Here is a 24,034-nt window from a genome sequence, read left to right as displayed (position 1 = left end):
TAATTTTACGCCTGAACTGTTAAGTCTTTAATGGTTGTGGAAGATCCATTGTTTTTAACCGATTCAATACCTTTATCTCGTGAAGCTTCACTGGCATAGAACTGGCTCGAACCAATAATTTGATGATTTGCAGCTTTTAAATTGAAGTAAGGTTTCCCATTTTTTGCAGTTAAACGATCATATCGCGCATCGTCACTACTATTTTTTTGAACTGACTCAATACCATTGACTGCTGATGCTTTTGCTTTATATAGCTCACTATTTAAAATAATTTCGCCATTACCAGCCTTAAGTACAAAGCGATATTGTCCATCATTCGCTTGTGTAATTTCGTACCATCCTGCCATATGAACCTCGTTTTTTTGTTGGTGTGGGTATGACTTTCGTTATTATTCTGGACGAAAGTTAATTCTTCTTAATGACAATATAAATGAGCTATTAAGCTTTGGATAGTCTACTTTTTATACATTATCGTAATAAAATTATAAGGATGTTGAAATGTAAAAAGGTAGAGATCACGCCTGCAATCTCTACCAAAATGTAATTAAAATTAACAAATTAAGCTTTTTTTACAAATTCAGATTTTAACTTCATCTGACCAATACCATCAATTTTACAGTCAATATTGTGACCATCACTTGCGTCTGGAACTAAACGAATACTTTTTACTTTTGTTCCGACTTTAACAACTGAAGAAGAACCTTTAATTTTTAAATCTTTAATTACAGTAACGCTATCGCCATCCGCCAAAACGTTTCCATTAGCATCTTTAATCACTTCTTGCTCTTCAGTTACTAAAGCTTCCCCTTCTTTCCACTCGTGTGAGCATTCTGGACAAATTAATAAATCGCCGTCTTGATATGTATATTCTGATTGGCATTTTGGACAGTTTGGCAAAGACATAAAAAAATCTCAAAAAGTATATTATGCGAGATATGACTCATTTTTTAAAGTTTTAAATAAAAGACTTTTACCAAAAAAAAATTTATATATTTAACTTTTGCTCTTTTCTAATAAATATTCTTTTAAAATAATCGCATGGTTATGTTCCACATCTTTAGCCGAATATAAAAGTGTGACTTTATGATGTGAAACGATTTCTAATAACTCTTTAACTGCGGGGTTGGTTTCTAGTTCTTTTAAATAACGTTGTTTGAACTCATCCCAATGTTCTGCGGACTCTGCATGAAACCACTTACGAAGTTCAGTTGAAGGAGCTATTTCTTTTAACCATAAATCTAAATGAGCATTTTCTTTGCTAATCCCTCGACTCCATAGTCGGTCAACCAAAATTCGCTTTCCATCATCACCGCTTACATCCTCATAAATTCTTTTAATTTGTATGTTCATATCTTTATCTCACAAGAAGTCTTAACTCATTGAGCTTCATATGATCATTCAATATTTTGTTCATTTTTGATAGTGTTTAAAAATAAAAAAATGAGTAGTTTTTCTACTCACTTTTTATTTAAATCTCAATTTAAAAAGACAATTATTGATCTGGAATGTCGGCTTCTACTAACAACTTCAATAAAGATAAAGGCTCTTGCCAGCCTAAATAGCATGCTTCCACAGGAATAACTTCAGGTATTCCTTCTTGGGTAATGTGTATTTCTGTGCCGACCAATACTGTTTTTAATGTAATGGTGACCTGCATTGTGCCTGGTAAATTTGCGTCGTCAAATTGGTCGTTATAACGAATTAATTCATTGGGAACCAGTTCAACATAAGTTCCCCCAAATGAATGCGTTGACCCGGTTGAGAAATTGGTAAAGCTCATTTTGTATGAGCCCCCTACTTTTGCATCAAAACTATGAACCTTCGCGGTAAAACCGTGAGGTGCCATCCATTTAACTAAAGCATCTGGGTCAAGAAAAGCACGATAAACTCGTTCAGCTGGTGCCTTAAACACTCGATGTAATTTTACTGTACCTGTTGCCATTGTCTTCTCCTTATTTTAAGTCCATTTAAGTTATAAAAATTATGTTGAATAGCTTAAACCTTAGAATTTCTTTTAACGTATATTTTTGGTGTTTTTTTGACCTAAACCTATTGTTTTATACAAAAGTAAATTACGAAAACTATGGCTGATTTTTTAGTAAAAATGGAGCAAAATAGTCAGCAATCATAAAGAAACATATTGAATTTGAGATTAATCATGAGTCTGCTCGCTTTCTCCTCATATGCATTAAACGGTGTAGATGCACAAAAGTTTTTACAAGGCCAAGTGACTGTAGATACTGAACGTTTAGCTGAAAATGAAACACGCTATACAGCCATTTGTGATCTTAAAGGCCGCATCCATTTTGGCTTGTGGCTAAAAAAGAATAATGCAGAAAGTTTTGACATTATTGTCACTCAAGATCAAGCTGAAGAATTCGCGAAGCACATTAAAAAATATGGTGCTTTTTCAAAAATGACCTTAAGTGAACAAGGTGCTGTATTCCCAAAAGTTGTGAATGGCCATACTGAGTTCAGCTCTACAGAAACTGATATTTCCGAATGGCAAAAACAAGCCATCATGACAGGTCAAGCATGGATTGCTCAAGCGACTGAACATGAGTTTCAGCCACAAGAATTACGTTTACATCAACGCGAAGGCGTCAATTACGATAAAGGCTGTTACTTAGGTCAAGAAATTGTGGCGCGCCTTTGGTTTAAAGCAAAACCCAAACACTGGTTGCATTTAGTTCAAGGTACAGGTGATGCACCAGCTCCAGCAACTCAACTGCACAATGATGTAGAAGTGGTTAATAGTACCCAAACTACTGAGGGTTATATTGCCTTAGTTGTTGCGAAACCTGCCGCCCTTCAAGAGTTAGGGCTTCAAGTTTTAGATTTACCAGAAGCTTTAAGTGGTGATGTTGCTAGACCACAATAATTATATTTAATAAATTAAAAGCCCGTGGATAAATCTACGGGCTTTTCTATAGATACAAAATTCTAATGAATTCATTAAATTAGGACATCAATTTTTTAAGTTTTCTATGCCATCATAATCCATGTTGTAATCTAAGAGAAAAAATATGAAAACTAAACTTGCTACACTCATGTTGAGTTTGGCTTTTTTCGGTTCTGCTCATGCTGATGTTAAAACACTTGAACAAAATCTGAAGACAAATTATCCAGACCTCCCTGTAAAAGGTGTCTATCAGTCACCTGTCGCTGGAATTTATGAAGTCTATACAAGTGGCCGTATTGTTTATACCAATCAAGATGCAAAATACTTTTTTGTAGGCAATTTAGTTGATATCAAACAACAAAAAAATATGACAGAAGAGCGAATTGCCGAATTGGGTAAAATTGATGTTAAAAGTCTCCCATTAAATCAGGCAATTAAATACGTCAAAGGTAAAGGAGAGCGTACTCTTTATATTTTCAGTGACCCTGATTGCCCTTACTGTCAGCGTCTAGAACAAAATATGGTTGGGGTGGATAACGTAACGGTATATGTATTCTTATATCCGCTGACCAGCTTACATCCAAATGCTGAAAAGGTTTCTAATCAAATCTGGTGCTCTAAAAACCCTTCAGAAGCTTGGACAAATTATATGCTTAACCGTAAATTGCCAGCAGCTGGCAAAAGCTGTACAAGTCCAATTCAGAAAAATATTGCTTTAGGCCAGAAATTAAATATAGATGGCACACCAACTCTGTTCTTACAAGATGGTCAAAGAATCTCTGGCGTACCAAGTGATGCAAAACAGATTGAAGCATTATTACAGTCAGTAAAATAATCCAATACGCCATTCTCTTAAGTAGAGTGGCGTATTATTTTTCTCCACAGTTTGCTTTATAGACATCGTTTTATATACAAATCGGCTGTTTACTTTCGCCCATCAATATTTATGATGAGAAATTGAATTGAGCTAATACATCGATGGAATGAGGTAGCTACAAAGTAAAAGGTTAAAAAGAAATGAAGAAATTACTTATCGCCAGTCTAATTGCCATTTCAAGTTCATCAATCTTTGCAGCAGACACTACGACATCTGCAGCTAAAAACGATGTATTTAAACAGGCTGAGCAGCTATACGCAGCAAAAAATTATCCTGCTGCTTTTCAAGAAGTCCAACGTCTTGCACAAACAGGAAATGCTCAAGCCATCTATAACTTAGGCTATATGACACAAATGGGCCAAGGCACTGCCAAAGATAATGCCAAAGCTCTAAAATATTATGAAGATGCCTCAAATAAAGGTTATGCTCAAGCGAGTTACACGCTTGCACAAATTTATGAGACTGGTGAATTAGGTGTTGCCAAAGATAGCAACAAATTCAGTCAATATATTCAAAAGGCAGCAGCTCAAGGTTCTGATGATGCAACTGTCAAAATAGCGACCATTTTATTTGCGCAGAAAAAACCTCAATCTCACCAAATTGCTTTACAAAAGCTAGCGCCTTTGATTAGAAAAGGAAACTACCCTGCTATTCAGGTCAAAGCGCTTTATGATATTAGCCAAGGGGTTGAAAATAAAAATCCTTTAATGAAACGCCAAGGCATTGAAGCTTTACAAACAATTGCCCAAAAGGGTTATGCGCCTGCATCTATGGCTTTAGCAACCATGATGGCAAATGGCAATATCATTCCTCAGAACTTGCCTCAAGCAAAACAGATCTTTACTGAGCTTGCTAAGCAAAATGTTCCTAATGCTAGAGAATCTTTAGCTTCGGTCGAAAAAATTATTGCTGAGAAGAATAAACAAGCTGCCGCCGCTCCTACGCAGCCAGCTCCTAAAAAATAGTAAAGAGACAATGCCCCACATGGGGCTTTTCTTTTACCACCACAAAGCAATAAGCCCACTCACCCCCATAAAGCCAATAATGGTACTAATCATTAAGGGGGTTAATGCTCTTTCATTTAAACCGTAGGCTTGCCCAAAAATACCAAAAGCGATCGGCATTGGCAGCGCAGCAAGTAAAGTGCCAGCATATAACATCTCTTGGCTCACGTTTGGCAGTAAAAGGAACAGCCCAAAAATCACAACAGGCATAAGGATGACATTAAATCCAGCCAACAATATACTTTGAAAATTCAGGGCGGTAATACCAATACCAACCAAGCTGCCACCAATAGCAAATAATGCTAGAGGAGAAGCTGTTCTTCCTAAAAGTTCTAAGGCTTGTCCAAGTTTTGAAGGCAGATGAATATCTAGCAAAATGCAGCTCATCCCAACTAAAATTGCAATAATTACAGGGTTTTTAAGTAAATTAATGAATGTTTTTTTCAGTAAAGGCAAAAGCCGTTGCTGTTGATGCAAACCCGCTTCTGCCAAAATAAGCATTAAAGCAACTATTAATAAATTTTCGATAATTAAGGTTAAAGATATATAGATTGCAGCATGACTCCCCATTAGCATGGTTAGAATCGCTGTACCCATAAAACCTGTATTTGACATAGAAGCGCCCATCGATATGACTGCACTATGTGTTAGGCTATTTTTAAAATACTTGCGGTAAAGGATAAAAGCCAAAAAAAACAAGATTAAAGAGCCGCCACCATAAGCAATAAAATAAGCTGGGTGCCAAATATCTTGTAAGTTTTTATTGGCTAAAGATTGGATTAAAAAAGCAGGTAAAGAAATTTTAATAACAAATGCACTCAGAGCCTTAATTTGTTCAGGTGTTACCAGTTTAATGAGGACACTACAGTACCCCATCAATAATAAAATCAAAATTGGTAAAATTACCTGAAAAACCACAGACTACTTCCTCACTCATTTCAAAAGAAAAACGGGCAAATCTTAATTTGCCCGAATATTAAAAACTAAAAAGAATCAAAAAGCTGTTTTAAGCCATGTGGTTGGCAACGCAAATATTGAGGAGCAATTTTGACTTTTGCACCCAATGTAGCAGCAGCATGCCATGGCCAACGTGGGTCATATAACATTGCACGCGCAAGACCAATGGCATCAGCTTGCTGGTTTTCTAAAATTTGTTCAGCATGCTGTGGGTCAGTAATAAGCCCTACCGCAATCACAGGAATAGCTACATGTTTTTTAACCTGTTCCGCGAAAGGAACTTGGTAACCTGCTCCAATAGTAATATTTTGATGCTCATGTAAACCGCCACTAGAGACATGAATATAGGCCGCGCCTAACTGCTCTAAGGCTTTTGATAAACCAACCGTAGACTCAATATCCCACTGCTCATTGCCATCCATCCAATCTGTTGCAGATAAACGTACCCCTACCGGATAACCTTCGGGAACAGCAAGTTTAATTGCCTGAAGAACCTCAAGCGTCATACGCATACGGTTTTCTAAAGAGCCACCATATTCGTCAGTACGTTGATTGGCAATTGGCGATAAGAATTGGTGTAGCAAGTAACCATGAGCAGCATGTACCTCAATTAGCTCAAAGCCCGCTTCAACTGCACGTTTTGCCGCAGCTGCAAAGTCTTGTTGAATTTGTTTAATCTCGGCAATGGTTAAAGCATGTGGCGCTGCATCGTGAACCGAAAAAGTACTTGTACTTGGAGCAACTGTTTGCCAACCATGTGGCTGATCTTTTGCAATTTGGCCTTTACCTAACCAAGGCTTTTCAGTAGATGCCTTACGTCCAGCATGAGCTAACTGAATTCCAAATGGCATAGGAGAAAGTGTTTTAACTTTTCCCAATAAAGTTTTGATCTGGTCACGTTGCTGATCATTCCAAAGGCCAAGATCTGCATAACTAATTCGGCCTTCCGCCTGTACAGCTGTAGCTTCCACAATACATAGCCCAGCTCCAGACAACGCGTAATTTGCCCATTGCTGTTCATGCCAATAGGTAATTTCGCCTTCATCTGTTGCCGAATATTGGCACATTGGGGCAATTACAATTCTATTGACCAGTTGTAGTGAATCGAAATTAACCGTTTCAAATAATTTTGCCATTTTTAATTCCTAGAATTGTTTAATTACACGTAAACCTGCACTCCAGTTACGTCCATCAGCAGGTTCGAAATAGCGGCTATTACCGTCATTTACAATCACTGAACCTACATATTTTTTATCAAAGAGGTTATCTACACGAGCAAAGCTATTGACTTTCCAATCGCCCATTACCCATGCATAACCAACATTTGCTGAGGTTACACTGTAGCTCGGTGCTGCGTCACTGTTGGTATCATTCACGTATACTTTGTCCATATACTGTACATCTACACCACCATATAGACCGTGCGATGGCTGCCATGCCAAAGAGGCATAAGCTTGGTTTTTGGCAATACCCGGTATGGCATTTCCTGAGGAAATCTGAGCAATATTTCCTAATGCTGGAATGTCAGCATCAAAGGTTGCATCTAAATACGAGTAGCTTGCGGTAGCTGTTAAGTCTCGCCATAACTTTTTATTCCATGCAAATTCTACGCCTTCACGTAAGGTTTTATCTGCATTACGGAACGTTGATCGGCCATTTGAGTTACCGGCCGAAACAATGTCATCTTTGGTTTTAGTCTGGAAAACTGCCAAAGTAAAATCACCTAGTTGGTTTTGTGACTTTAAACCTGTTTCATAGGTATCACTTGTTGAAGCTGTTAAATCAAAATTAAAACCACTTTGACCATCAGGTCGATATGCCATTTCAGTAAAAGTTGGTGTTTCAAAACCTTTGGCATAACTTACATAGGCCATGAGTTCAGGTAAAATTTGCCAACTTAAAGTGACCGACGGTAAAACTTTATCGTAATCCGTCTTACCACTATCATCACCATTACTTAAATAGTTATCTTCAGATTTGTAGTGGACATTGCTATAGCGAACACCCGTGTCTAAACGCCATGTAGGTAAGAACTGCCATGAAGCTTGTAAATATGGATCGATATTCCATAAAGTATTGTCTTCATCACGACGTAAATTACCTTTGACACCATAAGAAGGTTGACCATTTACTAAATTAAAGTTTTCAAAACCTTTACGATCTTCATCCATTGCATCAAGTGCAACACCGACACTTAGCGTGGTATTTGGAAGTAACTCTTTACCCGTCCAACGGAAATCAGCGCCATAATAATTACGTTCAAAATCAATGACTCCACCGGCATGGTTTATGCTCGCATCTTGGGTGGACTTAGGAATAGATTGATATTGTGTGACTTGACGATTGCCTAAATATGCCATGGCATAGAGTTCATTTTTGTCATTAATCGGCTTAGACCATGTCACGCCCGTTTGGGTTTGTTCAATATCTTTACGAACATTAAATTGCTTTAAAAATGGAACTTGTTGCTTTGGATTTGCATTCCACTGATCATGCGTTAGACCCTGCGGATCATCGGCGTGGATTTTTACATAGTTGGTTACCCAGTTGATTTTACTACCATCATCAAGATTCCAGCTGAGCTTTGCATTATTTAACACTTTTTCTGCACCGCTATGTTCGCGGTAACCGTCGGTATCAAAGTATGATGAGCTAATAATATAACTTGGTTCATTTGCCCCTTTTGCCCCACCTTGTAGCACAAGTCCTACTCGGCTTTTATCATGGCTACCACCCGAATAACTCAGCTCAATTGAGTCTTTCCCTTGCCCTTCTTTAGTAGAAGTTAAAATAGTCCCGCCTGATGAATTTCCATAAAGTGAAGAAAAAGGTCCTGTTAGAACTTCAACATGATCAAGACTGCTTAAGTCGATATTAGATGTTTGGCCCTGCCCATCTGGCATTGTTGCAGGGATACCATCCACATAAAGACGAATACCACGGACACCAAACGTAGAACGTGCACCAAAACCACGCATAGATAGCTGTAGATCTTGCGCATAATTTTCACGGTTACGAATCTGTAAACTCGGTATGCCCTTCACAACTTCAGTTAAATTTACTTGTGAAGAACTATCCACTTGAGGTACCTCGATTCGGAAAACCGAAGCTGGTGTTTGTAAATAACCGGTGTCAGTACGTGTCGCTTCCACATGTAAAGTTGGTAATTTGGCAACGTCTGAATTTAAGTCTTCTGCCCAAACAAGTGGGCTAGAAATACAGCCCATACTCATCAAAATACAGTAATGAAGTCGGTCTAAGCGTAATAAGGACATGCTTATTTCCTTTATTTATATTGTAGTTATGATAACAAAAAGCAGTGTCTTGTCTGGATATAGAATTCGGTCTACATTGTTGTAAATCTGGAACGCTCGTTTTGCCATATAAATTTGTTTGCCAAATGAGAATTATCGACTTAATGATGGATGATCTTTCCAGCAATACCGTTCAGGCCAGTCTTTTGCTTCTTCGGCATAATCAATTCCAATACGTGGCGTTAAAACCACTTCTGGCTGTGTAGTGGCTGCTTCAATCCATAGTCCAGATTCTTCACCTAAAGTCTGGCCCTTTAAGGTCCGATCAATGCCCAAATAACGTGTCAGTTTGCCGGGTCCAGCCAAAAGCTTATATTCTTTTTTAGTTGAAGCACTATTTAAAAATGCTGATCGAATCATCACTCCTTCAGGTACACCTTCTGTTTGAGTAATAATGTTGAGCATTTCATACATGCCATAAATTAAATAGACATAAATGGTACCACCATGGCGATACATCACCTCTGTTCGTGCGGTACGTTTGTCATTGTAGCTATGGCAGGCTTTATCGCGAACGCCCAAATAAGCTTCTGTTTCACTAATTGTACAGCGGATAACTTGTCCATCAGGCTGTCGCTTACATAATACGCAGCCGATTAAATCATATGCTACTTCCGAAGTTTCTCGTTGAAACCAGCTTAATGGTAAAATATCTGACATAGTATTCTCTGAAATATTACATACCACACGTTATACTTGATTAATCCAGTATATCTGTTAATTCTGCGAGTTGGCATGCCTGAGTTACCCGAAGTCGAAACCACCAAAACCAGTTTATTTCCCTTATTGAATCAAAAAGTTCTAAGTGTTGAAGTACGCAATCCGAGCTTACGTTGGCCTATCCCCGATGATGTTCAGAAACTTGTTGGGCAATGTCTCATTGGGTTAAATCGACGTTCAAAATATATTTTGGCAGAGTTTGAACAAGATCAAATGCTCTGGCATTTAGGAATGTCAGGTAGTTTTCGCTTGTGTCAACCAAACGATGAATTGAGAAAACACGATCATCTCATTATTCAATTTGAAGATCAGCAGTTACGTTACCATGACCCACGTCGTTTTGGCTGTATTCTTTGGCTTAACCCTGAAACTCAAGGAAAGCTCATTGACACTTTAGGGCCAGAGCCTTTAAGTACTGACTTTCATGCAGAATATTTAGCTTCTAAACTCAAGAATAAATCTGTCGGCATAAAAATTGCACTCATGGATAATCATGTAGTGGTTGGTGCTGGCAATATCTATGCAACTGAAAGCTTGTTTAATGTTGGCATTCATCCAGCACAGCCTGCTGGTGATTTAACCATGCAACAGATTGAGAAACTGGTTGTTGAGATTAAGCGAATTTTAAAGTCAGCAATTGATTTAGGCGGCTCGACTTTACGAGACTACAGCAATGCCATGGGTGAAAATGGTTATTTTCAACAGACTTTACTCGCTTATGGTCGTGCCGGAGAAATGTGTGTTAACTGTGAAACCACATTAGAAAACTTAAAACTCGGTCAGCGTGCCAGCGTATTTTGCCCACAGTGCCAACCGCTTAAAAAGCTGAGAAAGCCTTAATTTTTTGGAGGAAGACAACATGCAAACAGCAATTGTCCGACATATTTTAGTCAAAGATAAAGACTTAGCTGAGCAGCTGAAAAAGAAGCTACAAAGTGGTGCTGACTTTGCCAAACTTGCCAAACAATACTCCACCTGTAATTCGGCAAAACGTGGTGGTGAACTTGGTGAAGTCAAAAAAGGGCAATTGGTGCCTGTCATTGACAAAGTAGTTTTTACAGCTGCTGAACGTGTGTTACAAGGTCCAATCAAAAGCCAGTTTGGCTATCATCTCTTAGAAGTTAAATTCAGAATGACTGGCTTACGTTGATTTCAGCATTTTACTTGTAATTGTGAGAAGCTTTAGCCTGCATATTGATTTGATATGTCCAGGCTTCAACATACTCACCCGATTCTAATTTTATATCTGCGGTCACGCGTTGGTATTGAAAGCCTTCAAAATCATCTAACATTTGCCAGTTTTCTGCTAACTTTTCTGTGCTAAACAAATAGCCTTCTACCCAATCTGCTTCTGGATCTAACTCTAAGGCCTTTAAACCTTTGTCTGGTCCCCAATCTAAAATATGAATCACTCCTCGTACACTCGCTTTTGTCCAGTTACCACCAATCTGCTCTAAAATATGAGCATTTGCTTTATTAGGGCATAAAGTTCCATATACAAAAAGCTGATTCATTAATTTATGTTCCTTGTTCTATCTGCTTAGCTAAACTTAACTGTGATTTAGTAAGTTTATCAATATCTCTAGTCCAGTATAAAATGCTATGTAATAAAAAACGGTACTCTAGGTACCGTTTTTTATACTCAAATTCTTTTTATTAAGCTTGTTTTTTCAACTCATCACGAATTTCACGTAATAATTGGATATCTTCTGGAGTTGCAGCTGGAGCTTCTGGCTCATTCTTATCACGGCGAAGTTTGTTTAATAATTTCACCATTAAGAACACAACCCAAGCCAAAATCAGGAAGTTAATTAAAATGGTCAGGAAGTTACCATAAGTTAATACATTGATCCCTGCTTTTTGTAAGGCATCTAGAGATTGTAAGTTATTAGGGTTTGCACCTAACACGATAAATTTCTGAGAGAAATCAACACCACCACCAGTAATTACAGTGATAAGCGGCATGATGATATCTTTTACTAACGAGTCTACGATTTTGCCAAAAGCACCACCAATAATTACACCAATGGCCAAATCCATCATATTGCCTTTAATGGCAAATTCTTTAAATTCTTGAATAATACTCATCTAAACATCTCCAGATGTAGGGGGGAGGAACACATCATATTTTTCTTTTTCACTGGCCTCTTATCCGTCTAGATAGTACTCGCCATGATATTGATAATTTAATATTTTTTTCAAAAAAAGAAAGCTATTTCACACTTTAACAACATATTTGCTTACAAGAAAAATATGACTTTAAGGTTACTTTCAGCTTTACCAGTAAGCAATAAAAAACCGCTAAACGAATTTAGCGGTTTTTCTTTTTCATTTAAGAAAAATTATTTATCACGGTTACGTTTACGTTCGTTTTCAGTCAAGTAACGCTTACGGATACGAATTGATTTTGGAGTAACTTCTACTAACTCGTCATCTTCAATAAATTCAAGAGCTTGTTCAAGCGTGAATTCAATTGCAGGTGTTAAAGTTAAGGCATCATCAGTACCAGACGCACGAACGTTAGTTAACTGTTTCGCTTTAGTTGGGTTTACAACCATATCGTCTGAACGAGAGTTAATACCTACGATCATACCTTCGTAAACTTCTAACTGTGGCTTAGCGAATAAACGACCGCGGTCTTGTAAGCTGAATAATGCATAGCCCAAGCATGTACCTTGAACCATAGAAATCAACACACCGTTTTGACGCTTCGCAACAGTACCTTGTTTAAGAGGACCATAGTGAGAGAAGCTTGAAGTCATAATACCAGTACCAGAGGTCATGGTTAAGAATTCAGAACGGAAACCAATTAAACCACGTGAAGGAACAGTTGCTTCAATACGGATACGGCCTTTACCGTCAACTTCCATATTGGTCATTTCGCCTTTACGGTGACCCATTTGTTCCATTACAGCGCCTTGGTGCTGCTCTTCAACGTCAAACGTTACGTTTTCGTAAGGTTCTTGTTTTTCACCATCAATTTCTTTAATGATTACTTGCGGACGTGATACACCTAATTCGAAGCCTTCACGACGCATGTTTTCAATTAAAACTGAAAGGTGAAGTTCACCACGGCCAGATACTTTGAAACGGTCTGGACTGTCAGTATCTTCAACACGTAAAGCTACGTTGTGAATTAATTCGCGGTCAAGACGCTCACGAATATTACGTGAAGTTACGAATTTACCTTCTTTACCAGCAAACGGAGAGTTGTTTACTTGGAAAGTCATAGACACTGTAGGTTCATCTACAGATAAAGGTGGTAATGCTTCAACATTTTTCGGATCACAAATCGTGTCAGAAATGTTAAGTGCATCAATACCAGTAATACATACGATATCGCCCGCAGATGCAGAATCAACATCAATACGCTCTAAACCATGGTAACCCATGATTTTTAAGATACGACCATTACGTGTATTGCCTTCTTTGTCAATTACAGTAACAGGAGTATTTAGTTTTACAGAACCACGTTGAATACGACCAACACCGATAACACCTACGAAGCTGTTATAGTCAAGTGATGAAATCTGCATTTGGAATGGACCATCAACATCAACAGCTGGTGGCTCAACGATGTCTACAATCGTTTCGAACAACGGAGTCATGTCTTCTGCAAGCTCTTCAGGAGCAGGACCCGCTACACCACGTAAACCTGATGCATAAACGATTGGGAAATCAAGTTGCTCATCAGTTGCGCCAAGGTTATCAAACAAATCAAATACTTGATCGATTACCCAGTCTGGACGCGCACTTGGCTTGTCAACTTTGTTGATAATCACGATTGGTTTTAAACCACGGGCAAAGGCTTTTTGAGTCACAAAGCGAGTTTGTGGCATTGGGCCTTCTTGTGAGTCAACAAGAAGTAGTACGCAGTCAACCATCGACATTACACGTTCTACTTCACCACCGAAGTCGGCGTGTCCCGGGGTATCCACGATGTTGATACGATAAGTTGTATCTGTACGTTTGTCTAACCAAGTAATAGCGGTGTTTTTCGCTAAGATGGTAATACCACGTTCACTTTCAAGCGCATTCGAGTCCATGACACGCTCAATCTCGCCTGCTCGGTCACCGAGAGCACCTGATTGCTGAAGTAGTTTATCGACAAGTGTGGTTTTCCCGTGGTCGACGTGCGCAATAATTGCGATATTACGGAGATTTTTGATATCTGACATGAAAATTCGAAACGCCTAAAATTTGAGGGCAAATTATACAGAAAAACACTACTCTTGAGTAGTGACAGTTTATTGACATTGACAAAAAAATTTTCCAATAGTCTGTATTTCGTTTTGTAAAGATAGGTATCTCGATTAGAATAGCGCCAATTTGCGAAATTGCGGCGTATTTACTCCCATGTCCAATCAACCATCACAAGACCGTCTTGACCTCGTTTATGGGCTAGATGACCGGCCAAAACCGTTCGTGGCTTTTTTGGCAGCCTTTCAACATTTGCTTGCAATTATTGTCCCGATTGTTACTCCCGGACTTCTAATTTGCTTAGCATTAGGCGTTCCACGAAATGAAACCAACATGATTTTATCAATGTCTTTGGTCATTTCAGGAATCGCGACTTTCTTACAATGTAAAAAAGTTGGTCCGTTTGGTGCAGGCTTACTTATTGTTCAAGGTACAAGTTTTAACTTTATTGGCCCGATTATCGGTATTGGCAGTGCAATGGTTGCTGCAGGTACACCAGTCAATCAAGTTATGGCTGCTATTTTTGGTGTTGTGATTGCAGGTTCATTTATTGAAATGGGCGTATCACAAATTCTCCCATGGGTAAAAAAGCTAATTACTCCCCTTGTGACAGGTATTGTGGTACTCCTGATTGGTCTAACGCTCATTAAAGAAGGTTTGATTAGTATGGGCGGTGGTTATCAAGCCATGCAGGACCATACTTTTGCCAGTGCTGATAACCTTATAATGTCATGTACGGTTCTTGCTATTATTATTGTCCTAAACCGTATTCGTATTGTCTGGATTAAAAGTTCAGCTATTTTAATTGCTTTAGTGATTGGCTACATTCTTGCCGGCTTTATGGGATATCTAGACTTCTCTGGTCTAAAAGATGCGCCCGTGATTCAAATTCCGACACCGATGCATTTTGGCTTAAGCTTCTCATGGGGCTTATTTATTCCAATGGCATTTATTTATTTGGTTACGTCTTTAGAAGCAATTGGTGACGTAACGGCAACCAGTAAACTATCAAACCAACCTGTAGATGGTCCTCAGTGGATGCAACGTATTAAGGGTGGTGTGTTAGTAAATGGTGCAAATTCACTACTTGCTGGCCTATTCAATACTTTCCCAAGCTCCGTGTTTGCCCAAAATAATGGTGTTATCCAATTAACTGGCGTAGCAAGTCGTTATGTAGGAATCTGGATTGCTGCTTTACTCATTTTATTAGGTCTATTCCCTGCTGTAGCTGGTGTAATACAAGCTGTTCCACAAGCCGTATTAGGTGGAGCAGTCATGGTAATGTTCGGCGCCGTTGCTGCCTCAGGTATTAATATACTTTCATCAATTCATTTAGATCGCCGTGCCCTTTTAATTATTGCGATTTCACTTGCATTAGGTTTGGGTGTTGCTCAAGTGCCACAAATTTTGGAGCATCTGCCAGAATTATTTAAAAATATTTTTAGTTCCGGCGTAGCAACAGGTGGTATTGCAGCATTAATTTTAAATGTTGTACTCCCAGAAACACATAAATAACCAATTTTAATTTTGATTACTGCCCAGTTTTCACTGGGCATTCTTCTTCATGAGAGATGTACATGGACCCTAGAAGTGAAGTGATATTAAGACAACAAGACTATTTAAAAGGTAGGGTCTTGTTAATTAATGCACCGAATGACGCCCTAGTCAGTCAATTATCAACTGAGATTGATGCATCAGTCTGGACATGGAATTATGCTGACTATCAGGGTTTTGTGAATACAGGCACACCAGCTCATTTCTCGGTTGAGTTTCCATCACAAGAATTTGATCAGGCTATAATTTTTGTTCCAAAATCAAAAGAGCTTTTAAACTATATATTGCATGTAGTGATGAGCCATCTGAAAACTGACCAATCAGTTTTTTTAGTAGGTGAAAAAAAAGGTGGTGTTGAGAGAGCTGCCAAACAACTACAAAACTTTGGCACAATACTTAAACTTGATAGTGCCCGACATTGTCAGTTATGGCATTTAAAAATTGAGAAAATTGAAAAGATCAAACCTCTTGAAAGCTGGTTAAAAACCTATACTGTTCAAGTAAATGAGCAAGAACTTACCATTTGTGCCTTACCTGGCGTTTTCAGCCAAACTCATCTAGATGCCGGAACTGCTGTTTTACTCCCTTATCTAAATCAGGTGAAATCAGGTAGAATTGCCGACTTCGGGTGTGGAGCTGGAATTATCAGTTGCTATTTGGCAAAAGCAAATTCAAGTAATATTATCCATGCCCTAGATATTGATGCCTTCGCTTTACAGTCAACGGAAATGACTTTTAGTCGAAATGGAATAGGTTCAGACCAGTTGAGATTGCAGCCTGTTACAGGAATTGCAGACGCCCCAACAGAACTTGATGCCATTGTCAGTAATCCTCCCTTCCATCAGGGTATTCATACCAACTATGATGCAAGTGAAGGACTCTGCCAGAACGCTAAAAAACATTTAAAGGCATCAGGTGAGCTATGGATTGTAGCGAACCGTTTTTTAAACTATCCGATCTTAATTGAGAAGCACTTTGGTCAGTGTGAGATTAAAACTGATCTTCAAGGCTTTAAGGTGTTATATGCCTGTGCATAACAAACTATGTAAGGAATCTCCATGAGCGAAACACATGCTCCTGAAAAACTCCAGCGTAAGCTTGGGGCTCGTCATCTGAATATGATCGCCATTGGTGGTTCCATTGGTACAGGTCTCTTCCTTGCTTCTGGGTCAACGATTGCAAATGCAGGTCCAGGCGGGGCGTTACTCGCCTACTCCCTCATTGGTATTATGATTTACTTCTTAATGACCAGTTTAGGTGAACTTGCGACACACACACCAACATCCGGTGCATTCTTTACCTATGGAAGTCGCTACGTCGAAGAAGGTTTTGGTTTCGCTCTAGGCTGGAACTACTGGTACAACTGGGCAATTACGGTTGCGTTTGAACTCGTTGCCGTACAGTTTATTATGAAATTCTGGTTCCCAGATGTTCCCGGATTCTATTGGAGCGCCCTCTTTCTCGTCATTATCTTTATGATTAATGCGATGACCGTAAAAGGATTTGGTGAAAGTGAATTCTGGTTCTCCATGGTTAAAGTAATTGCCATTGTTGCCTTTATTATTATTGGTATCGCCATGATTATTAAGATTATGTTGACACCAGGAGTAGCAACTTTTGGCAACTGGACTTATAAAGAGGCACCATTCGTAGGTGGTTTACAAGCCATGATTGGGGTAGCCATGATTGCCGGGTTCTCATTTCAGGGAACCGAGATGGTGGGTGTTGCAGCGGGTGAATCAAAAGATCCGAAGAAGACGATTCCGCTTGCAATTAAACAGATTTTCTGGCGAATTTTATTATTCTATATCTTGTGTATTTTCATTATCGGCACCCTAATTGCCTATGATGATCCAAACTTATTACAAGCAGCAGCAACAGAAAATATTGCTCTTTCTCCTTTCACCTTACTTTATGAAAAAGTAGGTTTTGCTTTTGCTGCAAGCTTAATGAATGCAGTTATTTTGACTGCTATTTTGTCGGCAGGTAACTCGGGCATGTACTCTTCTACCCGTATGTTATTTGATATGGCGCAACAAGGCCGTGCACCAAAATGGTTTGCAAAACTCGATAATCGTGGTGTTCCAATGAATGCGTTATATGCAACTACATTCATTGCTGCATTCTGCTTCTTAACGACTTTTATCGGAGAAAAGCAAGTCTTTAACTGGCTCCTCAATATGTCAGGAATGTGTGGTTTCATTGTCTGGTTAGGTATTGCAATTTCGCATTATCGTTTCCGTAAAGGTTATATTGCTCAAGGTTATAAATTAGAAGATCTTGCATACCGCGCTAAGTTTTTCCCATTCGCACCTTGGTTTGCCTTTATCCTCTGTTCTGTCATTATTTTAGGACAAAACTACCAAGCGGTTTTAGGCGGTAAAATTGACTGGATTGGCTTACTTTCTACTTATATCAGCTTGCCTTTATTCTTAGTAATCTGGCTTGGATATAAATGGAAAAATAAAACTAAATTAATCCCTTACGATCAAATGGATGTAAAACCAGAGCAAGATTAATACTGAGTTCAAGTAATTAATCAGCGCTTATCAAAGGTCAAAAACTTGATCTTTAGTTAAAAACAGGTAAAATGCCGTTCAGATTTTCAACGGCACTTTTTAAAAAAGGAGGACATCATGCCAATACTACAAGGTAAAACACAGTAACGATTTGGCACGATGTCAGCTCACGGACAAGTGTACAAATTTAATTCACTTGTCCGAATGCTCGAATTTAAAACCTAGCATTCGCTAGGTTTTTTTATGCCTATTCGGACAATAAATAAGAGAATAATTATGGGCATACAAAAGATATTAAACGAAGAGGCACAATATGGTGTCCCCGTTAAAATTTTCACTCAAGACATAGATAGTGAAAGTATTGAACAACTCAAGAAAATGGCACAACTGCAATTTATATATTCTCATATTGCTGTTATGCCTGATGTGCATGTTGGAAAAGGTGCAACTGTAGGCAGCGTCATTCCTACTAAACATGCCATTATTCCAGCTGCAGTGGGAGTAGATATTGGCTGCGGAATGAATGCTATTCGTTTGAGCCTGAAAGCTTCACAACTTCCAGATAACTTAAGCCGCTTGCGGGACGCCATTGAACGGAAAGTGCCGGTTGGATTTGCTTTGCACAAACAAGTCAAAGCGAAAGCTTCTAGCATTATTCCACTTGAAAAACGCTTAGAACCTATTATTAAAAAGCATCCGGGTCTTGTCCGAATGCTTCGTCAGTTTGAGGCAACATGGCAAAAACAGTTGGGTACTTTAGGCGGCGGTAATCACTTTATAGAGTTATGTATTGATGAAAATCAAGATATATGGGTGATGCTCCATTCGGGCAGCCGAGGTCTTGGTAACGTCATAGGTACTTATTTTATTGAGTTAGCCAAGAAAGAGGCACAACATCGCTTTGGGCACGTGCCTGATAAAGATTTAAGTTATTTTGCTGAAGGCTCGCAAAGCTTTAATGATTATGTAGAAGCAGTAGAGTGGGCTCAAGAATATGCTTTTGAAAATCGTAAAGAAATGATGCGATTAATATTAGAAGCAATTCGCCCTCTTCTACCTTCTTTTCAAATGACGAAAGAAGCAATCAATTGTCACCATAACTATGTGAGTCAAGAAACACACTTTGGTGAAAACCTTTTTGTTACAAGAAAAGGGGCAATTCGAGCAGGTTTAGATGAGTTAGGAATTATTCCAGGTTCTATGGGAGCACGCTCGTATATTGTTAAAGGTAAAGCAAACCCTGAATCTTTTTGTTCTTGTTCTCATGGAGCTGGCCGCAAAATGAGCCGAAGCAAAGCAAAAGTTCTTTTTAATCAGCAAGACTTGATTGAACAAACACAAGGGATTGAATGCCGTAAAGACAGTGATGTAGTCGATGAAATTCCTAGTGCCTATAAAGATATTGATGAGGTTATAGCCAATCAAGCAGATCTCATTGAAGTCGTTCATACTCTTAAACAAGTTTTATGTATTAAAGGTTAAGACATGAAAATTAAAGAAATGCCGAAAATTAAGGTCCGTAATCAAGTGGCTCTATCCCCTCTACTTCATAAAGGTGGTATGCACGAAACAGAAAAACCTCGTGCTCAACATCGTAGAAATAGACAAGATACTAAACAGCAATTGAAGAAAGGTGTTTGGTAACTATTTTAAGTAATGATGGGAAGAGATTATGAATCAGGAGATTTACAAATGACCAAATATTTTAAAAATCGCCATAAAAAAAGCGACTCTAGCGAGTCGCTTTTTTACTGTTCAAGAACTCAAATTATTGAGCTTGTTGACCAGGTTGAACTACTACAGTACGGCTACCAGTGATTGTCGCGAATACACGACGGTTCATAGCACGACCTTCTTTAGTTTTGTTGTCAGCAATCGGTTGATCCCAAGCGAAACCTTGAGTAGACAAACGAGAAGCGTCAACGTTATATTCGTTTACAAGAGCTGATTTAACAGAGTTAGCACGAGCTAAAGATAAACGTTCGTTCAACTTACGTGGGCCAGTGTTATCTGTGTGACCTTCGATACGTGCAGTAGCGTTAGGGTATTCAGATAATTTTTCAGCAACTTTAGCAATTTCTGGCTTGTATTGGTCTTTGATGTTTGATTTGTTAGTATCAAAGAACACACGAAGTTCCATGTTAAGGTCTTCAGTTAACTCTTGTGGTTGTGGAGCAACTGGAGTTGGTTCAACTGGAGCAACTTCTACTACAGGAGCAGCGGGCTTCAAGTGACCACCAAGAACTACGTTTAAGCCAGCAAGAGCTGTATAGTTCCAGAATTTTTCGTCAAAGTTATAAGTACCACGAGCTTCTGTACGAAGAGATAAAGCATCATTTAAGCGCCAGAAAGCACCAACACCAGCGTTACCTAAAGTACCTTCTTCACCATCATGGTAAGCTAAACGAGCATCATCAAAATCATATTTATAATGACCTGCACCTAACAATACGTAAGGTTTGATTTTGCTATCGTAGTTTTTAGTAATTAAATCAGAAGTAACATAGAAGTTACCGTTGATTTGTTTCTGCTTATATTCACCATAGTTCGTGTCTACATCACCTTTAACTTGGTTATATTCAGCTTCGAAACCTAACCATGGTGTTAACTCGATACCAAGAGCTGCACCAACAAATAAATCATCTTGTAGCTCTGGGCTATCAGTTAATTTATGGTTGTTATGTTCAGAATCTTGGAATGTGTAACCAAGCAATAATGGAGTAACTGTTACGCCAGCATTAGCAGCAGCTAATGGAGCAGCAACAAGCATAGTAGCAAGTGCAATACGACTCAATTTCATGGATATCCTCCAGAGATAACAATTGTTGTTCAAGCTCAGCCTAAATTTATTGGCCCCTGAGATATTTTTTTACCCCAGTATTATTTTTAAGCTATTCACATTTGAATCATACAAACACTTGATAGACTTTCCAAGTGCTTGATAATTTTAATCAAGTAAATTATTGACAAAATTACTTACAATTTCCGTTGTAATTCGGTAATTTTTTACCCAACTAGCAAATATGAACAACTTCTTTGTTTCGCTTGCCGTGATTTTACCAGTATTCTAGCCGACTGATAACCCTTATTTAATTTTGTGTTTCCTCATTATAAAAAATAATATAAATCATTGTCAGAAAACATAAAATTGCTCTATTTATACATATATTAAGGTTTTTTAATGTTTAAATCTCCTGGTTTTACTACAGTTGAGCTCACTATAACACTCGTAATTCTTGTGATTATGTCAGTTATAGCCATTCCTTTATACCATCAATTTATGGCATCTGTAGAACTAAAAAATACGCCGCGTATACTCACAATTCATATACAAAAAGCCAAATATGACGCAATTATTAGGCATAAGAATGTTGTACTTTGTCCAAGTTCTGATCAATTGGTCTGCAATACGAATTGGGATAACCGCGTAATCAGCTTTGTAGATAATAACCGTAATCTACAGCATGATTTAAATGAAGAATTATTGACCTCTATAGATCTTAACCATCACTACGGTTCTATGAAATTACAACGTTTTGGAAAAAAACAAAATAGTATTATTTTTCAAGGTAGTTCTGGATTACCCATCGAGTCGAATGGCAGTTTTATCTATTGTTCTTATGACCAGCTTAAAAACTTTAAATTAATTCTTAGCAAAATGGGCCATGTGCGCTTAGAAGAGCTTAAAAATTGTTAGAACTCTACAGTCTAATGCAGAAGCTAACCCGTTCTTCATTTTGCAATATACTGCTTAGGTTTTAAACATTTCTTATTTTGAGATTAAGAACAATCGGAGATTACAACAATGACTGACATCGTAATTGTTAATGGTGCTCGTACTGCTATGGGTGGTTTTCAAGGATCACTATCAGGACTAACTGCTCCTGAACTAGGAGCAGTAACAATTAAAGAAGCAATCGCACGAGCAGGTTTACAGCCTACAGATGTCGAAGAAGTCATTATGGGTTGCGTATTACCAGCGGGTTTAAAGCAAGGCCCTGCTCGTCAAGCCATGCGTAAAGCAGGTTTACCTGATTCAACAGGAGCTGTGACAATTAATAAACTTTGTGGTTCAGGCATGAAGGCGGTAATGCAAGCGGCTGATATGATTAAAGCAGGAAGTGCTGAAATTGTAGTTGCCGGTGGTATGGAGTCGATGACCAATGCGCCTTATGTCTTACCCAAAGCACGTGCGGGATACCGTATGGGCCACGGTGAAATTAAAGACCATATGTTCTTTGATGGCTTAGAAGATGCTGAAACTGGTCGTTTAATGGGTTCATTTGCTCAAGATATGGCAAATACACGTGGTTATACTCGTGAGCAAATGGATGACTTTGCAATTCGTTCTTTAAAACGTGCTCAAACTGCGATTACTGAAGGCTACTTCAAAGATGAAATTGTACCTGTTACTGTTTCTACCCGTAAAGGGGATGTCATTGTCGATCAGGATGAACAACCCTTAAATGCCAAGATTGATAAAATCCCATCTCTTAAACCAGCTTTTGCAAAAGACGGTACAATTACTGCTGCAAACGCGAGTTCAATTTCTGATGGTGCTTCTGCACTAGTTTTAACATCGAGTGAAGTTGCAGCACAGCGCGGCTTACAGTCACTTGCAAAAATCATAGCCACAGCGTCAAATTCTCAACATCCTTCAGAATTTACAATTGCTCCTGTTGGCGCTATTGAAAAAGTACTTAAAAAAGCAGGTTGGAATGCTCAGGACGTTGACCTTTGGGAAATTAATGAAGCATTTGCGATGGTTACAATGTGCCCAATTGATGATTTCAAACTTGATCCAGAAAAAGTCAATATTCATGGTGGGGCATGTGCACTTGGTCACCCTGTAGGATCGACAGGTTCTCGTATTATTCTTACGCTTATTCATGCGCTTAAACGTACTGGTGGTAAAAAGGGTGTCGCTGCTCTTTGCATCGGCGGTGGTGAAGCAACAGCTGTTGCCATCGAAATTCTTTAATTAAAGCTTTTTTTAAAATCCCACTTCGGTGGGATTTTTTATGAAAAAACTACAAAAAATGACCCACAAAATCTCTTTTCCGTTTTAACTTATTCTTCTAAATGAAAACAACAATGGACAATAACAATGCAACTCAATCACTATCTCAATTTTCAAGGCCAGGCAGAGCAAGCTTTTAATTTTTATAAATCAGTATTCGGCGGTGAATTTGCCATGCTGAGCCGCTATAGCGATATGCCGCCTAATGACGGTGTGACATTATCCGAAGCTCAAAAAAATTTAGTGCTCCATGTTTCCCTGCCGATTAACGAATACACTGTACTCATGGCATCAGATGTCATTGATCAATTCTGTACACCAAATAGTGTATTTACTCAGGGTAATAATCATTACATTGCAATTAACCTTGAAAAAGATGAGCAAGAAAAGGCAAAGCAACTTTTTGATGCCTTATCTGTAAATGGCAAAATTGAAATGCCACTAGAAAAAACGTTCTGGGGCGCTTTATACGGTGCTTTTACTGATCAATTTGGTGTCAAATGGATGGTTAACTGCCAGTTAGATACTTAATTCTTTAGCCCTTATAGAGATCTCAGTGTTTCTATAAGGGCTTTAAACATCGATATTAGAGTATTGCGCAATAATCATTAAGCCGACTGTAATAAAACCAATCCCAATCCATCCTGCGACATCAATGTTTTGCCCAAGAAAAATCTTTGCGAGAAAAGCGGTCGCCAATACCCCCACCCCAGACCACAACACATATAAAATTCCAGCTTGCATATATTTCAAAGCAATAGCAGCACATGCAAAAGAGATAATATACAAAACTAGAGCAATCCCCTGAGCAGTTTTATTAACTAATCCATTGCCTTTAGCTGAATAAAAGGTTGAAAGTACATCCGTCGCAATAGCGAATATTAACCACCAAGCACCAGGATTTATGTTTGAAATTAAAGCGAACATTCTTATTCTTCAATTCATTTATTTAAAAAATTATTTATAA

26 protein-coding genes are annotated in these 24,034 nt (G+C 38.5%); 13 read left to right on the top strand and 13 right to left on the bottom strand.

Annotated elements, in window-relative coordinates; genetic code table 11:
* Positions 1-5 precede the first annotated feature (5 nt).
* The 4 genes from RFX69_RS00485 to RFX69_RS00470 form a co-directional block, all read right to left on the bottom strand.
* Complete coding sequence (locus RFX69_RS00485; protein WP_000929502.1) at positions 6-347, bottom strand: YegP family protein; 342 nt, start codon at positions 345-347, stop codon at positions 6-8.
* Between the two features lie 211 nt (positions 348-558).
* Positions 559-903 (bottom strand): zinc ribbon domain-containing protein YjdM, encoded by a 345-nt coding sequence (locus RFX69_RS00480; RefSeq protein WP_000056785.1) that lies wholly within the window; start codon positions 901-903, stop codon positions 559-561.
* Between the two features lie 90 nt (positions 904-993).
* The gene (locus tag RFX69_RS00475; RefSeq protein WP_002124284.1) at positions 994-1,350 is read right to left on the bottom strand and encodes a DUF488 domain-containing protein; all 357 of its coding nucleotides are present in this window, start codon (positions 1,348-1,350) and stop codon (positions 994-996) included.
* A gap of 142 nt (positions 1,351-1,492) precedes the next feature.
* Positions 1,493-1,942, bottom strand: coding sequence for an SRPBCC family protein (locus tag RFX69_RS00470; RefSeq protein ID WP_289332904.1), 450 nt, complete (start codon positions 1,940-1,942; stop codon positions 1,493-1,495).
* 216 nt (positions 1,943-2,158) lie between these two features.
* Here RFX69_RS00470 and RFX69_RS00465 point away from each other — a divergent pair, with 216 nt between their 5' ends.
* The 3 genes from RFX69_RS00465 (at position 2,159) to RFX69_RS00455 (ending at position 4,744) form a co-directional block, all read left to right on the top strand.
* Positions 2,159-2,881 carry a folate-binding protein YgfZ gene (locus RFX69_RS00465; protein ID WP_031988254.1) on the top strand — a complete coding sequence of 241 codons (723 nt, stop codon included), beginning with the start codon at positions 2,159-2,161 and terminating at the stop codon, positions 2,879-2,881.
* 145 nt (positions 2,882-3,026) lie between these two features.
* Positions 3,027-3,737 carry a DsbC family protein gene (locus RFX69_RS00460; RefSeq protein ID WP_000850476.1) on the top strand — a complete coding sequence of 237 codons (711 nt, stop codon included), beginning with the start codon at positions 3,027-3,029 and terminating at the stop codon, positions 3,735-3,737.
* 182 nt (positions 3,738-3,919) lie between these two features.
* A complete protein-coding gene (locus RFX69_RS00455; RefSeq protein ID WP_000734697.1) occupies positions 3,920-4,744 on the top strand; it encodes a tetratricopeptide repeat protein in 825 nt (274 codons plus the stop codon).
* A gap of 33 nt (positions 4,745-4,777) precedes the next feature.
* Here the strand turns inward: RFX69_RS00455 and RFX69_RS00450 are convergent, their stop codons facing one another.
* The 4 genes from RFX69_RS00450 to RFX69_RS00435 all read right to left on the bottom strand — a co-directional run bounded on the left by RFX69_RS00450 (position 4,778) and on the right by RFX69_RS00435 (position 9,714).
* Positions 4,778-5,701, bottom strand: a complete 924-nt coding sequence (locus RFX69_RS00450; protein WP_109426750.1) for an AEC family transporter — start codon at positions 5,699-5,701, stop codon at positions 4,778-4,780.
* A 65-nt stretch (positions 5,702-5,766) separates the two neighbouring features.
* Positions 5,767-6,876: an NADH:flavin oxidoreductase/NADH oxidase gene (locus RFX69_RS00445; RefSeq protein ID WP_001096154.1), complete on the bottom strand. Its 1,110-nt coding sequence runs from the start codon at positions 6,874-6,876 to the stop codon at positions 5,767-5,769.
* Between the two features lie 9 nt (positions 6,877-6,885).
* The gene (locus RFX69_RS00440) at positions 6,886-9,015 is read right to left on the bottom strand and encodes a TonB-dependent receptor (protein WP_289332903.1); all 2,130 of its coding nucleotides are present in this window, start codon (positions 9,013-9,015) and stop codon (positions 6,886-6,888) included.
* A 132-nt stretch (positions 9,016-9,147) separates the two neighbouring features.
* Positions 9,148-9,714, bottom strand: coding sequence for a DNA-3-methyladenine glycosylase (locus RFX69_RS00435; RefSeq protein ID WP_001280163.1), 567 nt, complete (start codon positions 9,712-9,714; stop codon positions 9,148-9,150).
* A 75-nt stretch (positions 9,715-9,789) separates the two neighbouring features.
* Between RFX69_RS00435 and mutM the strand changes: the two genes are divergently transcribed.
* Positions 9,790-10,614 carry a bifunctional DNA-formamidopyrimidine glycosylase/DNA-(apurinic or apyrimidinic site) lyase gene (gene mutM / locus RFX69_RS00430; RefSeq protein WP_289332902.1) on the top strand — a complete coding sequence of 275 codons (825 nt, stop codon included), beginning with the start codon at positions 9,790-9,792 and terminating at the stop codon, positions 10,612-10,614.
* Between the two features lie 19 nt (positions 10,615-10,633).
* Positions 10,634-10,924, top strand: a complete 291-nt coding sequence (locus tag RFX69_RS00425; protein ID WP_001192454.1) for a peptidylprolyl isomerase — start codon at positions 10,634-10,636, stop codon at positions 10,922-10,924.
* A gap of 10 nt (positions 10,925-10,934) precedes the next feature.
* Here RFX69_RS00425 and RFX69_RS00420 read toward each other — a convergent pair whose 3' ends face one another.
* The 3 genes from RFX69_RS00420 to typA form a co-directional block, all read right to left on the bottom strand.
* Complete coding sequence (locus tag RFX69_RS00420; protein ID WP_270900941.1) at positions 10,935-11,288, bottom strand: gamma-glutamylcyclotransferase family protein; 354 nt, start codon at positions 11,286-11,288, stop codon at positions 10,935-10,937.
* A 142-nt stretch (positions 11,289-11,430) separates the two neighbouring features.
* Entirely contained in the window at positions 11,431-11,862 is a 432-nt protein-coding gene (mscL, locus tag RFX69_RS00415; RefSeq protein ID WP_000022555.1) for a large conductance mechanosensitive channel protein MscL, read from the bottom strand.
* 254 nt (positions 11,863-12,116) lie between these two features.
* Positions 12,117-13,952: a translational GTPase TypA gene (typA, locus tag RFX69_RS00410; protein WP_001280092.1), complete on the bottom strand. Its 1,836-nt coding sequence runs from the start codon at positions 13,950-13,952 to the stop codon at positions 12,117-12,119.
* A 178-nt stretch (positions 13,953-14,130) separates the two neighbouring features.
* On the opposite strand from typA, the gene RFX69_RS00405 reads away from it, so the two are divergent.
* The 5 genes from RFX69_RS00405 to RFX69_RS00385 all read left to right on the top strand — a co-directional run bounded on the left by RFX69_RS00405 (position 14,131) and on the right by RFX69_RS00385 (position 19,691).
* On the top strand, positions 14,131-15,489 hold the full coding sequence (locus tag RFX69_RS00405; RefSeq protein WP_000070856.1) for a uracil-xanthine permease family protein: 1,359 nt from the start codon (positions 14,131-14,133) through the stop codon (positions 15,487-15,489).
* A gap of 62 nt (positions 15,490-15,551) precedes the next feature.
* The gene (locus tag RFX69_RS00400; RefSeq protein WP_289332901.1) at positions 15,552-16,565 is read left to right on the top strand and encodes a methyltransferase; all 1,014 of its coding nucleotides are present in this window, start codon (positions 15,552-15,554) and stop codon (positions 16,563-16,565) included.
* 21 nt (positions 16,566-16,586) lie between these two features.
* On the top strand, positions 16,587-18,047 hold the full coding sequence (locus RFX69_RS00395) for an amino acid permease (RefSeq protein WP_000004971.1): 1,461 nt from the start codon (positions 16,587-16,589) through the stop codon (positions 18,045-18,047).
* 276 nt (positions 18,048-18,323) lie between these two features.
* Positions 18,324-19,529, top strand: a complete 1,206-nt coding sequence (locus tag RFX69_RS00390) for an RtcB family protein (protein ID WP_000512696.1) — start codon at positions 18,324-18,326, stop codon at positions 19,527-19,529.
* Positions 19,530-19,532: 3 nt separating this feature from the next.
* Positions 19,533-19,691, top strand: a complete 159-nt coding sequence (locus tag RFX69_RS00385; RefSeq protein ID WP_000692859.1) for a hypothetical protein — start codon at positions 19,533-19,535, stop codon at positions 19,689-19,691.
* Between the two features lie 124 nt (positions 19,692-19,815).
* Here the strand turns inward: RFX69_RS00385 and omp38 are convergent, their stop codons facing one another.
* Entirely contained in the window at positions 19,816-20,847 is a 1,032-nt protein-coding gene (omp38, locus tag RFX69_RS00380; RefSeq protein WP_057693493.1) for an outer membrane protein Omp38, read from the bottom strand.
* Positions 20,848-21,228: 381 nt separating this feature from the next.
* Between omp38 and RFX69_RS00375 the strand changes: the two genes are divergently transcribed.
* From RFX69_RS00375 to RFX69_RS00365, 3 genes are all read left to right on the top strand, one after another.
* Positions 21,229-21,744 carry a GspH/FimT family pseudopilin gene (locus tag RFX69_RS00375; protein ID WP_000477156.1) on the top strand — a complete coding sequence of 172 codons (516 nt, stop codon included), beginning with the start codon at positions 21,229-21,231 and terminating at the stop codon, positions 21,742-21,744.
* 108 nt (positions 21,745-21,852) lie between these two features.
* Positions 21,853-23,028, top strand: coding sequence for a thiolase family protein (locus RFX69_RS00370; protein ID WP_000129971.1), 1,176 nt, complete (start codon positions 21,853-21,855; stop codon positions 23,026-23,028).
* Between the two features lie 126 nt (positions 23,029-23,154).
* On the top strand, positions 23,155-23,598 hold the full coding sequence (locus RFX69_RS00365; RefSeq protein ID WP_001176583.1) for a VOC family protein: 444 nt from the start codon (positions 23,155-23,157) through the stop codon (positions 23,596-23,598).
* A gap of 42 nt (positions 23,599-23,640) precedes the next feature.
* Here RFX69_RS00365 and RFX69_RS00360 read toward each other — a convergent pair whose 3' ends face one another.
* Positions 23,641-23,994, bottom strand: a complete 354-nt coding sequence (locus RFX69_RS00360; RefSeq protein ID WP_289332900.1) for a multidrug efflux SMR transporter — start codon at positions 23,992-23,994, stop codon at positions 23,641-23,643.
* Between the last annotated feature and the right edge of the window lie 40 nt (positions 23,995-24,034).

Origin of the sequence: Acinetobacter sp. 148 (assembly GCF_031196675.1) — a bacterium.
Lineage (GTDB): Bacteria > Pseudomonadota > Gammaproteobacteria > Pseudomonadales > Moraxellaceae > Acinetobacter > Acinetobacter baumannii.
The sequence above is the reverse complement of the archived record's forward strand: the minus strand, read 5'-3'. Positions and strand labels throughout refer to the sequence as shown.

Bases quoted from the DNA above. Each gene is read 5' to 3' on its own strand.
- mscL (WP_000022555.1), bottom strand. From the start codon at position 11,862: ATGAGTATTATTCAAGAATTTAAAGAATTTGCCATTAAAGGCAATATG.
- RFX69_RS00370 (WP_000129971.1), top strand. From the start codon at position 21,853: ATGACTGACATCGTAATTGTTAATGGTGCTCGTACTGCTATGGGTGGT.
- RFX69_RS00420 (WP_270900941.1), bottom strand. From the start codon at position 11,288: ATGAATCAGCTTTTTGTATATGGAACTTTATGCCCTAATAAAGCAAAT.
- RFX69_RS00400 (WP_289332901.1), top strand. From the start codon at position 15,552: ATGGACCCTAGAAGTGAAGTGATATTAAGACAACAAGACTATTTAAAA.
- RFX69_RS00470 (WP_289332904.1), bottom strand. From the start codon at position 1,942: ATGGCAACAGGTACAGTAAAATTACATCGAGTGTTTAAGGCACCAGCT.
- RFX69_RS00475 (WP_002124284.1), bottom strand. From the start codon at position 1,350: ATGAACATACAAATTAAAAGAATTTATGAGGATGTAAGCGGTGATGAT.
- RFX69_RS00365 (WP_001176583.1), top strand. From the start codon at position 23,155: ATGCAACTCAATCACTATCTCAATTTTCAAGGCCAGGCAGAGCAAGCT.
- RFX69_RS00390 (WP_000512696.1), top strand. From the start codon at position 18,324: ATGGGCATACAAAAGATATTAAACGAAGAGGCACAATATGGTGTCCCC.
- RFX69_RS00445 (WP_001096154.1), bottom strand. From the start codon at position 6,876: ATGGCAAAATTATTTGAAACGGTTAATTTCGATTCACTACAACTGGTC.
- mutM (WP_289332902.1), top strand. From the start codon at position 9,790: ATGCCTGAGTTACCCGAAGTCGAAACCACCAAAACCAGTTTATTTCCC.
- RFX69_RS00485 (WP_000929502.1), bottom strand. From the start codon at position 347: ATGGCAGGATGGTACGAAATTACACAAGCGAATGATGGACAATATCGC.
- RFX69_RS00460 (WP_000850476.1), top strand. From the start codon at position 3,027: ATGAAAACTAAACTTGCTACACTCATGTTGAGTTTGGCTTTTTTCGGT.
- RFX69_RS00455 (WP_000734697.1), top strand. From the start codon at position 3,920: ATGAAGAAATTACTTATCGCCAGTCTAATTGCCATTTCAAGTTCATCA.
- RFX69_RS00360 (WP_289332900.1), bottom strand. From the start codon at position 23,994: ATGTTCGCTTTAATTTCAAACATAAATCCTGGTGCTTGGTGGTTAATA.
- RFX69_RS00375 (WP_000477156.1), top strand. From the start codon at position 21,229: ATGTTTAAATCTCCTGGTTTTACTACAGTTGAGCTCACTATAACACTC.
- typA (WP_001280092.1), bottom strand. From the start codon at position 13,952: ATGTCAGATATCAAAAATCTCCGTAATATCGCAATTATTGCGCACGTC.
- RFX69_RS00405 (WP_000070856.1), top strand. From the start codon at position 14,131: ATGTCCAATCAACCATCACAAGACCGTCTTGACCTCGTTTATGGGCTA.
- RFX69_RS00440 (WP_289332903.1), bottom strand. From the start codon at position 9,015: ATGTCCTTATTACGCTTAGACCGACTTCATTACTGTATTTTGATGAGT.
- RFX69_RS00480 (WP_000056785.1), bottom strand. From the start codon at position 903: ATGTCTTTGCCAAACTGTCCAAAATGCCAATCAGAATATACATATCAA.
- RFX69_RS00385 (WP_000692859.1), top strand. From the start codon at position 19,533: ATGAAAATTAAAGAAATGCCGAAAATTAAGGTCCGTAATCAAGTGGCT.
- RFX69_RS00425 (WP_001192454.1), top strand. From the start codon at position 10,634: ATGCAAACAGCAATTGTCCGACATATTTTAGTCAAAGATAAAGACTTA.
- RFX69_RS00435 (WP_001280163.1), bottom strand. From the start codon at position 9,714: ATGTCAGATATTTTACCATTAAGCTGGTTTCAACGAGAAACTTCGGAA.
- RFX69_RS00395 (WP_000004971.1), top strand. From the start codon at position 16,587: ATGAGCGAAACACATGCTCCTGAAAAACTCCAGCGTAAGCTTGGGGCT.
- RFX69_RS00465 (WP_031988254.1), top strand. From the start codon at position 2,159: ATGAGTCTGCTCGCTTTCTCCTCATATGCATTAAACGGTGTAGATGCA.
- omp38 (WP_057693493.1), bottom strand. From the start codon at position 20,847: ATGAAATTGAGTCGTATTGCACTTGCTACTATGCTTGTTGCTGCTCCA.